Annotated in this window: 10 protein-coding genes; 5 read left to right on the top strand and 5 right to left on the bottom strand. The window is 56.7% G+C overall.

Features of this window, described 5'->3' with window-relative positions; all coding sequences use genetic code 11:
* Positions 1 to 132 precede the first annotated feature (132 nt).
* Entirely contained in the window at positions 133 to 1,809 is a 1,677-nt protein-coding gene (locus H1D41_RS06830) for a chloride channel protein (RefSeq protein ID WP_228848368.1), read from the bottom strand.
* Between the two features lie 121 nt (positions 1,810 to 1,930).
* On the opposite strand from H1D41_RS06830, the gene H1D41_RS06825 reads away from it, so the two are divergent.
* From H1D41_RS06825 to H1D41_RS06815, 3 genes are all read left to right on the top strand, one after another.
* Positions 1,931 to 3,298: an FAD-binding oxidoreductase gene (locus tag H1D41_RS06825; protein ID WP_228848190.1), complete on the top strand. Its 1,368-nt coding sequence runs from the start codon at positions 1,931 to 1,933 to the stop codon at positions 3,296 to 3,298.
* A 346-nt stretch (positions 3,299 to 3,644) separates the two neighbouring features.
* Positions 3,645 to 4,214 carry a hypothetical protein gene (locus H1D41_RS06820; RefSeq protein ID WP_228848189.1) on the top strand — a complete coding sequence of 190 codons (570 nt, stop codon included), beginning with the start codon at positions 3,645 to 3,647 and terminating at the stop codon, positions 4,212 to 4,214.
* A gap of 175 nt (positions 4,215 to 4,389) precedes the next feature.
* Positions 4,390 to 5,400, top strand: coding sequence for a hypothetical protein (locus H1D41_RS06815; protein ID WP_228848188.1), 1,011 nt, complete (start codon positions 4,390 to 4,392; stop codon positions 5,398 to 5,400).
* Between the two features lie 39 nt (positions 5,401 to 5,439).
* On the opposite strand, the gene cobT is transcribed toward H1D41_RS06815, so the two are convergent.
* The 3 genes from cobT to H1D41_RS06800 all read right to left on the bottom strand — a co-directional run bounded on the left by cobT (position 5,440) and on the right by H1D41_RS06800 (position 10,730).
* Positions 5,440 to 7,314 carry a cobaltochelatase subunit CobT gene (gene cobT, locus H1D41_RS06810; protein WP_228848187.1) on the bottom strand — a complete coding sequence of 625 codons (1,875 nt, stop codon included), beginning with the start codon at positions 7,312 to 7,314 and terminating at the stop codon, positions 5,440 to 5,442.
* Between the two features lie 161 nt (positions 7,315 to 7,475).
* Positions 7,476 to 8,447 carry a cobaltochelatase subunit CobS gene (gene cobS / locus H1D41_RS06805; protein ID WP_107497681.1) on the bottom strand — a complete coding sequence of 324 codons (972 nt, stop codon included), beginning with the start codon at positions 8,445 to 8,447 and terminating at the stop codon, positions 7,476 to 7,478.
* Between the two features lie 261 nt (positions 8,448 to 8,708).
* Positions 8,709 to 10,730, bottom strand: coding sequence for a hypothetical protein (locus tag H1D41_RS06800; protein WP_228848186.1), 2,022 nt, complete (start codon positions 10,728 to 10,730; stop codon positions 8,709 to 8,711).
* A gap of 147 nt (positions 10,731 to 10,877) precedes the next feature.
* On the opposite strand from H1D41_RS06800, the gene H1D41_RS06795 reads away from it, so the two are divergent.
* Complete coding sequence (locus tag H1D41_RS06795) at positions 10,878 to 11,579, top strand: SIMPL domain-containing protein (protein ID WP_228848185.1); 702 nt, start codon at positions 10,878 to 10,880, stop codon at positions 11,577 to 11,579.
* Between the two features lie 35 nt (positions 11,580 to 11,614).
* Here H1D41_RS06795 and H1D41_RS06790 read toward each other — a convergent pair whose 3' ends face one another.
* Entirely contained in the window at positions 11,615 to 12,253 is a 639-nt protein-coding gene (locus H1D41_RS06790; protein WP_107497682.1) for a J domain-containing protein, read from the bottom strand.
* A gap of 110 nt (positions 12,254 to 12,363) precedes the next feature.
* On the opposite strand from H1D41_RS06790, the gene H1D41_RS06785 reads away from it, so the two are divergent.
* Positions 12,364 to 12,624, top strand: a complete 261-nt coding sequence (locus tag H1D41_RS06785; RefSeq protein WP_228848184.1) for a BolA family protein — start codon at positions 12,364 to 12,366, stop codon at positions 12,622 to 12,624.
* Positions 12,625 to 12,666: the final 42 nt, after the last annotated feature.

Below are 12,666 nucleotides of genomic sequence, written 5' to 3'. Positions count from 1 at the left end.
CTGCGGGAATGCACAAACACGTGTGCCTGCGTTGACTGCATAACCGCCATGCATCAGGTGCAAGGGCCAGTTGAGGAACCCGGACCAGAAAGCCCGGGTATATTATCAGCCATATCCTGATGGCTGACGATGTCAGCTATGCTCTTCCGCTGCGGTTTCTGCCAGGGCATCGTTGAAGGCATGCAGGGCGTCGACCTCAAAGAGCGCACCCCAAAGTTCCGGGGGCTGATCTTCGCCACCAAGGGTCACAACCGGGATGAAATCCGCGCCGGAATTGTCAAAGATCGGCATGGCAGCTTCAAGGGTTGCATTGCCGTCGACATAAATGCCTTGTTCCACAAGCTCCCAGCAGGCTTCCTCGCGTGCGGCATGTGGATGTTTATCTGTGCGCATCACATCGGCCACTGAAAAGGTCGCAAGCAGCCAGGCCTGGGGACCTGCGGCCAGGTGGATATTGCGGTGTTCCAGCTGTGTGAGGAAGAAGCTGCGATCAACCAGGCGGCTGGCAAGTGCTGTGGACAGGGACACAGCCACCATCACGGCAAGGCCGGTCTGCCAGTCACCGGTCAGTTCAAACACGATCAGCGTGGTGGAAATCGGTGCGCCCAGAACGGCGGCGGCAACAGCGCCCATCCCCGCAAGCGCATAAAGGGTTTCTTCACCGGACACGGAAGGAAAGATGCTGGTCGCAACCATGCCGAACGCAAGGCCCGTCATTGCGCCGATCATCAGCGAAGGTGAGAAAATCCCGCCGCCCATGCGCCCGCCAAAGGTAATCGCAACCGCAATACATTTCAGGACGACAAAGAGGATCGCCTGCAGAAACAGCAGCTGTCCCGTCAGTGCGGCGGATGTGGTTTCATAGCCAACCCCGATGATATGCGGGAACCAGACAGCGAGAATGCCCAGCAGCAACCCGGAAATACCTGGGCGCAACCAGCCGGGTATGTTCCAGCGGGCCTGCAGCTGATTGCCTGCTTTCTCGGCGAAGAAAACCGAACGCATGAAGATCGCGGCGACAAGGCCGGAGATGATCCCAAGGATCAGGAATGCGGGCAGCTCAATATAAAACTGCATCTCATTGTTCTGTTTCAGAACGAATTCGGTCACATTGCCAAATTGGAGGCGGCTGACCACCGTGCCTGCGACAGAGGCAATTACAATCGGCGCAAAAGCATGCACGGCGAAATGGCGCAGCACGACTTCAAGCGCGAACAGCGCGCCGGCAATCGGGGCGTTGAAACTGGCAGAAACGGCCCCAGCCACGGCACAGCCCAACAGATCGCGCCCGGTGATGCCAGAGGCATTGATGCGGTTTGAAACCCAGGTTGAAATCACACCGGCAAGATGCACAACAGGGCCTTCGCGCCCGGAGGATCCACCTGTAGAAAGCGTCACGATGGATGCCAGCGCCGATCCGATCCCGGCGCGTTGTTCCACACGGCCTTTGTGAAGCGCAGAGCCTTCGATCACATCGGCAACAGACCGTGCCCGTCCGTCTGGCGTCAACCAATGCAGGATACAACCGGTGATCAGACCTCCGACCACCGGAATTGTGACGATCCAATACCAGGCCAATGCGCTGAGGTAGGAATGCAGGGTCCGGCTGTCATCCGCGCCGTAAACAGCGGTTTGCAGCCATTCAATTGCGTTGCGAAAGCCAAGGGCGGCAAAACCGGCCCCGATCCCGACGGCCAGCGCGATAAACCAGAACTGGACTTCGCCCGGGCCCTTTTCCTTCAGAACATTCCAGGCCTTGTCCAGATCCTGCATATTTTTGCGGATCAGTGATTTCACATAAGCTGACATCATCTGCCGTATTGCGCCCTTTTGCCTCTGGGGTTCTCGCGCCCATGGGCGTAAAACCATAGCGCAGAGGTCTTAACCATTTCTTCCTGTCCTTCCCTGCCTGCCATGTCTGAGGTGTAAAATGAAAGCCAAAACCGCCATTTCCGCGTTGAAATCCGTGTTATCTGAACGCATCAGCACATCTGAAGCGGATCGCAGCAACCACGGCGGCAGTGAAACCTGGTTTGCGCCTGCGCCGCCTGACGCGGTGGTTTATCCGGAAACAACGGATGAAGTGGCTGAGATTGTGAAAATCTGTGCCGCCCATGGTCTGCCGGTGATTGGTTACGGCGCAGGGACATCGCTTGAGGGGCATACATCTGCGGTGAAGGGTGGGGTCTGTGTGGATTTCTCACGCATGAACAACGTGTTGCAGGTGAGTGATCAGGATCTCTCTGTGCGCGTACAGCCGGGCATTACACGCGAAGACCTGAACCGGGAACTACGCGCAACCGGGCTGATGTTTCCTGTTGATCCGGGGGCAAATGCGTCACTCGGGGGGATGGCTTCGACGCGTGCCAGTGGCACAACAGCGGTGCGCTATGGCACCATGCGGGACAATGTTCTGGCGATGGAGGTTGTCCTGGCCGACGGGCGTGTCATCCGCACGGGCACAGGCGCGCGTAAATCCGCGTCTGGCTATGATCTGACGGCCCTGTTTTGCGGGGCTGAAGGGACGCTGGGCCTGATCACTGAGCTGACCCTACGCCTGCATGGTCAGCCAGAGGCAACAGCCGCTGCCGTATGCGCTTTCCCCGATATGGACGCGGCGGTGAATGCGGTGATCATGACGGTGCAATGCGCAATCCCCATGGCGCGGATCGAATTTCTCGACAGCCTCGCCGTGGAAGCCGTGAACAAAGATGCTGACATGGGGCTGCCGGTGCAGCCGCATCTGCTGGTGGAATTTCACGGATCAGAGGCGGGGGTTGCGGAACAGGCAGAACGCTTTGGTGAGGTGATCGAAGATTTCGGGGCCAGCGGGTTTGACTGGTCGGCAAAACCTGAAGATCGCTCGCGTCTCTGGGCGATGCGTCACCGGGCCTATTACGCCTGTCTGGGGTTGCGTCCGGGGAAGACGGCGGTGGTCACAGATGTCTGTGTACCCGTGTCGCGGCTGGCCGAAGCCGTGACTTATACGCGCGAAGCAATTGACGCGGCCGGCCTGACCGCCCCGATCCTGGGGCATGTGGGGGATGGGAATTTCCACGCGATCCTGTTGATTGATCCGGAGAATGCGGAAGAACTGACCCGTGCCAAAGCTGTGTCGCATCAGATGGTGGAACAGGCCCTGTCTATGGGCGGCACGGCGACCGGCGAACATGGGATTGGCATGGGGAAGATGGATCTTCTGGTGCAGGAACATGGCGCAGGCGTTGATGTGATGCGGGCAATGAAACAAGCGCTGGACCCAAAAAGGATCATGAACCCGGGCAAAATGTTCAGCTAATCCTTCGTGTTGCTGCAATGACCTGGTTTAAGCTGACAGAGCATTAGATTGTTTTTACGGGTAAACGGTTAATTATGGGACCAGTTTTTATGTCTCTTCTGATCGGTGTCGGTTTTGCCGGGCTGATGGATCTATTTTCAAATGACAATGATAAGCTGCCGGAAGGTGAATGACTGCAATATGATGGCAGTGATACGCTGACTGGGACAGAAGGGGCTGACACTCTCACGACTGACGGTCAGGACCCGGATGTTTCTGTACCGACAACTTCAATCTGCTTGGCGGGGATGATGTAGCTGACTTCGACACATTTGGCGGCGCCATCCATGGTGGTGATGGAGATGATGTGATTGGCGGCACCGGATCCTGGGACGTATATGGTAATGCGGGTGATGATGTGTTGTCTACAAAAATGCCTGGCAGCTTATATGGCGGGACGGGTGACGATCAGCTCACACTCGATAATCTTCAACCCTATGACGGCGGCCTCAGCGTTGTTGATGGGGGCGACGGCGACGACCGCATTGTTCTGAACCAGTTACTGGCGGATTATTCGACAGATATGCCTGACCCCACATTGACGGGCGGCGAGGGCAAGGATGAGTGCAATATGAATCTCTACGCCTATGCAGGAGAAGACGACAGCGATGAGGGTGTCTTTGCAATTATTTCAGAATTCGTGCCTGGAGAAGACACTCTGAATGTAAAACTGGCAGGAGGCGAAGGAAATGGGTGCCGCATGTACCTTGATGACGTTTCTGTGACAGAGCATGATTATGAGCGTGACGGAGAGACGATGTATTATTTCAAAGTGAACTTTTCCTTTCTCAACGTGGAGACAAACGCGATTGTAAGTGGGGCACTGGCAATTGAGGGCCAGACCGGGATCACTGTAGATGATGTTGTTCTTCTGTAGCGGTAATCAACAATCATGTAGTTGGCTTCCACACAGGCAAAACGCGGCAGTTCTGCGGCGTTTTCCATTTCAGCAGACCAGATTGCCTTTGTGCGTCAAAAGCATTTGTTAAAGCTTCGACACTATTGTTATAAATACGCATCATGAAACTTACGCAGGTCTGCCTGCGCATTCTATGTCTTCCAAAAATCACCGTAAGCCCCGTAAGCGCGCAGATTTTCCGCGCGTCTGGGATCTGTCCCGCCCATCTGTCTGGTCCACGCTGCGCTATGCGCGGGGACCGCTTGAAAACCTGCCTTTGCCGGATATTGATGAGGAGGCTGGTAACGCCCTTGATTGCTCAGGGCAGCCTGATCCGGGGATGATATCTTATGCCGCCCTTACCCGTGCCATTGCAAACGTGCTCAGAACGCCGGCACGACCGCAGATGTATCGCCTATACGAGCTCCTGTTGCAGCCTGGGTTCATGTATGAAAAAGAAATCGCCGCTTTTGAAATTAGCGACCACCCCGGGATCGCGCCGGGACCTTTGACGGCACTCGCAAAGTTCCTTGTTTTCAATGCCCCTGACAGATATCCGGTGAAATGGGCTCTTTCCTGGCTAAGTCTTTGTCGTGATCCGGAGATCGAAGAAATCGCCGGTTTTCTGGGGCAGCATGAGATTTTTGCAAAAGCGGCGGGGTCACTTCTGAAAGAACACGCGAATGATCCCGACATGGCGTTGTGGATCCTGGCTCAGAAACATCAGGGGCAGGGGCGTGTTGCGATTGTGCGCAAGATCAGATGGCCTGATAATCCCGAGATAAAAGCATGGTTGTTGCGGGAGGGGTTCCGAAACACTGTCGGTAACGAGCTATTGGCGTTGCAGGCCGCACGAATGGGGGATTTGTTGTCGGAACTACGGAATCCTGAGCCGGACCAGGCGCTGATTGACGGGGCGACGGAGATCTTTCGGGCTTTTGTGGAACCTGCGCTGAATGATGGCTGGTATGAATATGCCGACGGGCAGGAGGCTTTTGCGCGCTGGCTGGATCACGTAAGAACGGCGCCGAATGACAATCAGCGCAGATTGATCCGGTGTATGGTACGCCTGTTTGTTCGAAATCCACAATTTTACAGAGAATTGCCCTGGAGCGAACCGGCCATTGCTGAGGCGTTGAAACGCTGCCGGGATATTCTGACGTGAGACCTGAAAAAGCAGTCAGGGGCCGTATGGCCCCTGAGATCACCTTGCTTTTTTGATGCCCATGATACGCGCGCGGGCGCGTGGATCGGCGTCAAACAGGGCGGCAAGCTGTTCGGTCATGGCCCCGGCCAGCTGTTCCACATCGGTGATTGTTACCGCGCGGTCATAATAGCGGGTCACATCATGGCCGATACCAATCGCCAGAAGTTCGACAGCACGGCGTTTCTCAACCATGGCGATCACATCGCGCAGGTGTTTTTCCAGATAGTTCGCCGGGTTCACGGACAGGGTACTGTCATCCACCGGTGCGCCATCAGAAATCACCATCAGGATCTTGCGCGCCTCAGGACGGGCCACCATACGGCGGTGGGCCCATTCCAGTGCCTCACCGTCGATGTTCTCTTTCAGCAGGCCTTCTTTCATCATCAGGCCCAGGTTCGGGCGGGACCGGCGCATCGGCGCGTCGGCTGATTTATAGATGATATGGCGCAGATCATTCAGACGGCCGGGCTGTTCCGGGCGGCCCTCTGCCAGCCATTTTTCGCGCGATTGCCCGCCTTTCCAGGCGCGGGTGGTGAAACCAAGGATTTCCACCTTCACCTGGCAACGTTCCAGCGTACGAGCAAGCACATCTGCACAGATCGCCGCAATGGAAATCGGACGCCCGCGCATAGAGCCGGAGTTATCGAGCAGAAGGGTCACAACCGTGTCTTTAAATTCGGTGTCCTGTTCCATCTTAAACGACAGGGGCGTGGTTGGCGAAACCACCACACGGGCCAGACGACCAGCATCGAGAACACCTTCTTCCAGGTCAAATTCCCAGGACCGGTTCTGTTGCGCCTGCAGGCGGCGCAGCAATTTGTTGGCCAGCCGGGAGACAGCCCCTTTCAGCGGTTCAAGCTGCTGATCCAGATAGGCGCGCAGACGTTCAAGTTCCTGTTGTTCGGCCAGATCTTCGGCGCGGACTTCTTCGTCAAACTCTGTCTCAAAAACATTGTAATCCGGATCAGCTTCAGAGGCCGGGGCAGGGGCTGGCGGTTCCATCGGGGCGTCGCCTTCGGGCAGCTCAGCTTCATCGCCTTCTTCCTGATCGGCCATGTCATCAATCGAGACCTGGGCCTCAGTTGCGTCCATGCTATCGTCCTGGCTTTGTTCCGGCTGGGCTTCGGCTTCTTCCTGGTTCTCCTGGTCGCCCTGACTGTCCTGCTCCTGTTCTTCTTCGCCGTCTTCCTGGGCTTCGTCATCAGACTCGTCATCTTCCGAATCCGGGTCATCGCCCAACTGATCACCATAGCCCAGGTCTTCGATCATCTGGCGGGCGAATTTGGCAAAGCTGGCCTGATCTTTCAGCGCGTCCTGCAGGCTTTCCAGCGTGCCGCCGGTCATACCTTCAATGTAATCCTGCCAGAGAGTTTTCACATTTGCCGCCGATTCAGGCAGGTCCCGCCCGGTGGCAAGTTCACGCACCAGATACCCCGCAGCCGTGGCCAGAGGCGCCTGGGCGCGGTCGGTGATTTCGCCGTAGCCTTTTGATTTGGCCTCTGCTTCCAGCTTTACGTCGATGTTGGAGAGAGCACCGGGCATTTCGCGTGCGCCCATGGCTTCGCAGCGGGCGTCTTCCATGGCGGTGTACAGATCACGCGCCATCTGGCCCTGGGGCAGATAGCGGTTGTGGGTTGTGGCATTATGGTGACGGTGGCGCATGGCCAGGGCATCAGCCGTGCCCCGCGCCATCAGAACCTCATCCCGTGTCATACGGCGGGTGACCTGGGGCAGGCGGATGGTATCTGCCGTCTTACCCGCCGGATCAACCGTGTAGGTCACGTTCAGGTCCGTGTCATTGGCCATAGTTTTGGTGGCCTCAGCCAGGGCCTTTTTGAACGGATCAGCGGGGTTGTTGTTCGGTTTGCTCATAGTGCCAGCCTAACGGTTTTCAAAGTGCCCCTGCAATAGGGCGGCGCCTGACCCCGGGTGGGTGCGAAGCGCTCTCCCGTCAAACTGAAAGTTTGCTTATCGCAAAACGGGAGGGTCGGGCACTGCCCGGGCAAGCCGGGCAGGACAAATCACCTGGGCGCTTAGCCCATCGCAGCGGAAGCTGCGCTTTCGGGCAGTTCCTCGTCAAAGCAACGCTGATAGAATTCAGCCACAGTCTGACGTTCCAGTTCATCACATTTGTTGAGGAAGGACAGGCGGAACGCATAGCCGACGTTGCGGAAAATCTGAGCGTTCTGGGCCCAGTTGATCACGGTACGCGGGCTCATCACGGTGGACAGATCGCCGTTCATGAAGGCCGTGCGGGTCAGGTCAGCCACAGTCACCATTTGTGACACGGTCTTGCGACCGCTTTCGGTGTTGTAGACTGGGTTCTTCGCTACAACGATATTGGCTTCGGCGTCGTGTGACAGATAGTTCAGGGTCGCAACAAGGGACCAGCGGTCCATCTGCGCCTGGTTGATCTGCTGTGTGCCGTGGTAAAGACCAGTTGTGTCACCCAGACCCACAGTGTTCGCAGTCGCAAACAGGCGGAAATTCGGGTTTGGTGTGATGATTTCGTTCTGATCCAGGAGGGTCAGCTTGCCATCAGTTTCCAGAACTCGCTGAATCACGAACATCACATCTGCACGGCCCGCATCATATTCATCAAAGATGATCGCGACATTGTTGCGCAGCGCCCATGGCAGGATGCCTTCGTGGAATTCAGTGACCTGCTTGCCATCCACCAGTTTGATCGCGTCTTTACCGATCAGATCAATCCGGGAAATGTGGCTGTCAAGGTTCACACGCACAGCGGGCCAGTTCAGGCGGGCTGCAACCTGTTCGATGTGGGTGGATTTACCGGTGCCGTGGTAGCCCTGGATCATAACGCGGCGGTTATAAGCAAAACCGGCAAGAATCGCGAGGGTGGTGTCCGGATCAAACTTATAAGTCGGGTCGATTTCAGGCACACGATCGGAACGCTCAGCAAAGCCTTTAACGACCATATCCGTGTCGATGCCAAAAACGTCGCGTACGGAAATTTCTTCGGTTGGTTTTACATCAGTCGTCATAATCGTATCCGTCTCCAGAAGGGTCTGGTCTGTGGCTGTCTCCGTGCGGCCAGATTGACGCGCCCGGGGGTGAATTCTGGCCATAAGGGCCTGTTTTGTTGGCTTGCACACCTGTAACAGGGGCGCTTTCCCGCTTTGGTGCCCGAATTTCCGGGCTTTCGCAAGGGGAGCAGAGCAGCTTATTTCTCATAGCCGTATTTTCACGGTGCGCGCGTCTGAATGCGTCTTTGCGCCGGGTCGTTTACGTCAGGTTAGTGCGGGTCAGTTCCCAGGCAGTTCCATCGTGGTGTTCCGGCTGCCTTTGACATATTGCAGACTGTTCTGTCCGATGGCCTGAATACGTCCGCCATCAATGCGATCCCCCACTTCCACACGGCGATAGCGGCCATTGCGGGTGCGCATCAATGCACGTCTTGTACCGCCGGTGTTGTAGATGCCGACAAGGGAAAGACGGTTCAGCCGGATCGCGTTGCGGATCGTGGCCTGGCGGGCGACGGATGCGCTGCTTGGGATGCTGGGGCTGGAAGAACGCGCACCGGAAGAGGAACTGCTGGCAGAGGCGGTGGACGTGCTGCCGCCGCTGTTACTGCTTTGGGTTTGGGCCGCATCGCGGGCCGCTTGTGCCGCTGCAACGACAGCGGCAAAATCATTCGGGCGTGTGGAAGGGATGATGGACGTCGCCACAGCAAATTCAGTTGGGGCCAGATCCACATCCGGTGCACTCTGGGCGGATTCGGGGCGCAGTTCAGGTTTGCGCTGCGCCAGTTCCGCGCGGGTCAGCCCGCCGTAGATGTTGCGTTCATGGTTCTGGATCAGATCAGTTGGACGCAGACGTGGCTTAAAGCCAGCAAAGTCGGGCTGTTCTTCGGCTTCTTCCGTTGCAGCTTCTGCATCGGTTTCCGTTGTCGTTGGCTCATCCGTTGGACGTGGGGGGATCAGATAATCCGGCCGTCCGGCAAAGATCCGGATACCTTCGGCGTTTTCTGTCCCTTCCGGGGTTGGAACGACCAGCCCCAGTTCATTTACAGCAAAAACCGTGCCGGGGGTGGCAGGGTTGTTAATCTGTGGCATCGGCCCGCCGGCGGTGCCCGTATTCAGGATGGGCAGAGCCAGAGCATCAAAGGACGGCGTGGCCGGGTCATGGGAGGGGATGTAAAGATTTCCAACCCCTCGGGTGCCTGCTGCTGCGGTTGAAACATCCACGCGGCCTCTGGCGTTTTCAGTTTGCCCTACATCCGGCGGCAGAATCCAGATTTCATTCTCTGCGTAGAAATCTTCTGCATCTTCCTGTGTCGGGATAACCGGGGCAGGTTGTTCTGTTTCAGCGGCCTGAACCGGCGTTTCCGTTGCCGTTTCGGTCTCTGCGTCAGTTGTGGCGACTTCTACAGCTACAGGTGTGGGCGTTGGTGGCACAGATTGACTGAGCCACAGGGCCGCCAATACACCGGCTGCGATGGCACCACCGCCCAGCAGGGCAATTTTACCCATGCCTGGCCTGGATTTTTCTGGTTCTGGCTGCAAAGATTGCACACCGGCAAGCGCGATGGCCTCTTGTTTTTCCTCATGCGCATGATCTGGTTTCTCAGTCTCAGTCTCAGTCTCAGTCTCAGTCTCAGTCTCAGTCTCAGTCTCAGTCTCAGTCTCAGTGGCGGGGGGGGCGTCCGATACGATTACTTCTGCCGGAATGGGGGCAGGTGTTTTCACAGGCGTTGATGCCGCGTCCATTTCTGGTGTGACAATAACAAGGGGCTGGTCTTCACGCTCAATATAATCTTCATCCAGCATAAAGCCCGCAGCACAGGAGGTTTCGCCAAAGAAAAGTTCGCGTGTAAAGCCGGATCCGTTTTCTGGCACAGCAGCAAAAGACACCGGGTTAAAACGGTGTTCCGTGGCGAAAGATTCGGCTTCTGTCAGGGTTTCCCGGGCAATCGCGGCAATATGCAGCGTGTCGCCATCCCGCTGCCAGTCCAGCGCGAGATCCTGAATGTCATAAGGCGTCAGACCTTCAAGGGAGGTTTCAACAAATCTGCGTTCTTCGCTGCGGCTGTTCAGCGGGTCCGGGCTGGTCGCAGAGGTATAGAGTATCTGTGTGTCAGGAATGATCAGCTTGCAGATCACGGCCCCGGGTTCAAGTGCGGCGGCTTTGTCACGCATGTCTGAAAGCTGCTGCGCGAACTCAGAGCTTTCTGGTTGTGCTTCCGCGATGACCTGCCAGCCCCCGGAAACGCGGTGCAGCATAAGAATGCCGCTATGGGTCAGGTTCAGCGCAAATCCGGGTTTCATGGAACGTCCCGTCCTGTGGTCGTCTATAATGTTGCGACTGTCCTACCGCAGAAAACCGCCAGGTAAAAGACAGCCGGAAAAAAATGCCAGGAAACTGCCCCCGGCATGCGTCATAAGAACATGAAAGCTATGACGAAAGGAATTAAGATGCGTTTTCTGACGATGATGACGGCGGCAATTTGCCTGGCGGGCAGCACAGTAATGGCGGTGGCCGAAAATGCCGCACCCCGGGTGATCACTGTGCAGGGGCAGGGGCAGGTTTCTGTTGTACCGGACATGGCGCAGGTGAGCATCGGGGTTGAAACCCGCGCCGCCAATGCGGCAGAGGCTATGGCAGGCACATCAGACAAAATGGCAGCGCTGATGGCCGTGGCCACAGAAGCTGGGGTCGAGGCGCGCGATCAACAGACCAGCAACCTGAACCTGCGCACCGATCTGCGCCATACGAACAATGGTCAGCCGCCACAGGTGATGGGCTATATCGCAACCAATATGCTGACCATCCGCCTGCGGGATCTGGACAGCGCGCCGCAGATCCTGGATCAGCTTGTCTCTGCCGGGGCGAACCAGCTGCATGGGGTGCAGTTCACTGTGCAGGATCCAAAACCTCATCTGGATGAGGCGCGCCAGCTGGCGGTAGCAGATGCCCTGGCCAAGGCCGCGCTGTATGCCCAGGCGGCCGGTGCGGAAACTGGGAATGTGCTGCGCATTGAAGAACCACAAAGTGGTGGCGGCGGTGTCTACCCGATGGCTCGCATGGAAATGGCGGCGTCTGCCGGGGTTCCGATGGCTGCGGGTGAACAGAATATCGCAGCCAGTATCAACCTTGTGATTGAAATCGCTGACTGACAAAAGAAAAGGGCGCCTCTGGGGCGCCCTTTCATTTATGCTTTGTCTTTGAAATTCCGGCTGGCCTTGATTGTATCCCAGGCCCAGACAACTTCCTGCAGGCGTTCTTCATCAGAACGATCGCCGCCGTTCAGATCCGGGTGCAGAATCTTGATCAGTTTCTTATAAGCCTTGCGGATCTCAGCTTTGGCCCAGTGATCTTTTGCTTCCAGAACCTCAATCGCTTTGCGTTCCGATGGTGGCAATTTACGGGTGCTGCCGGTTATGGATTTGCCCGGGTTGCGGGTCGCGTTTTCACCCAGAACCTGATGCGGGTCATCAACGCCAAGCCGTTCCCAGGCGCGCTGTTCATCGGATTTGCGAATAGGTTTGGTCGGACGGCCGCCGACGCGATCAGATTGAATCTGTTCGTCGATTTCTTCTTCAGTGGCCCCGTCAAAGAAGTTCCACTTCAGGTTAAATTCTTTCACATGGTCCTTACAGAACCAGAGGTATTCATCCAGATGATCTGGCGAGCGGGGCGCGCGATACTGGCCTGCTTCTTCACAACCCGGATGTTCACATACCCGTTTGGAGGTTTCGAACGCGCCGGACATGCCGCGCTTGCCGCGCGGGTTTTTCTTTTTTGCCGAGCTCACCGACATATCGAACCCGAATGGGTCATCTTTCTTCATGATCCGTATTCCTTCTTGCGCCATCGGTCCTGTTGCAGACGGCACCTTTCCGACTCAGACGCAAGAGTTTAGACCAAACTCAGCCGGATAGAAGGGGGCGCGCGAAAAAAATGACTGTTGCCAGTGAAATTCATCAACGTCTTTCAGAGACGTTTACACCTGAAAAGCTTGAGGTTGTGAACGAAAGCCATTTGCATGCAGGACATGCGGGGGATGACGGATCGGGCGAAAGCCACTTCCGCGTGGTGATCGTTGCAGCCGATTTTGCCGGGAAGACACGTATCGCGCGTCACCGGGCTGTTCATGCTGCGATGGGGCCAGACCTGATCGGGCGTATTCATGCATTGGCGTTGGATATTTCTGCGCCATAAACAAAAAGCCACCTGGCGATGTCAGGTGGCTTTCGAATGTGA

The sequence above is a fragment of the Halocynthiibacter styelae genome, assembly GCF_016123485.1.
Taxonomy (GTDB): domain Bacteria; phylum Pseudomonadota; class Alphaproteobacteria; order Rhodobacterales; family Rhodobacteraceae; genus Halocynthiibacter; species Halocynthiibacter styelae.
The sequence above is the reverse complement of the archived record's forward strand: the minus strand, read 5'-3'. Positions and strand labels throughout refer to the sequence as shown.

Coding starts and splice junctions, on each gene's coding strand:
- H1D41_RS06800 (WP_228848186.1), bottom strand. CDS start 10,730: ATGAAACCCGGATTTGCGCTGAACCTGACCCATAGCGGCATTCTTATG.
- H1D41_RS06825 (WP_228848190.1), top strand. CDS start 1,931: ATGAAAGCCAAAACCGCCATTTCCGCGTTGAAATCCGTGTTATCTGAA.
- H1D41_RS06795 (WP_228848185.1), top strand. CDS start 10,878: ATGCGTTTTCTGACGATGATGACGGCGGCAATTTGCCTGGCGGGCAGC.
- H1D41_RS06815 (WP_228848188.1), top strand. CDS start 4,390: ATGTCTTCCAAAAATCACCGTAAGCCCCGTAAGCGCGCAGATTTTCCG.
- H1D41_RS06790 (WP_107497682.1), bottom strand. CDS start 12,253: ATGAAGAAAGATGACCCATTCGGGTTCGATATGTCGGTGAGCTCGGCA.
- cobS (WP_107497681.1), bottom strand. CDS start 8,447: ATGACGACTGATGTAAAACCAACCGAAGAAATTTCCGTACGCGACGTT.
- H1D41_RS06785 (WP_228848184.1), top strand. CDS start 12,364: ATGACTGTTGCCAGTGAAATTCATCAACGTCTTTCAGAGACGTTTACA.
- H1D41_RS06830 (WP_228848368.1), bottom strand. CDS start 1,809: ATGTCAGCTTATGTGAAATCACTGATCCGCAAAAATATGCAGGATCTG.
- cobT (WP_228848187.1), bottom strand. CDS start 7,314: ATGAGCAAACCGAACAACAACCCCGCTGATCCGTTCAAAAAGGCCCTG.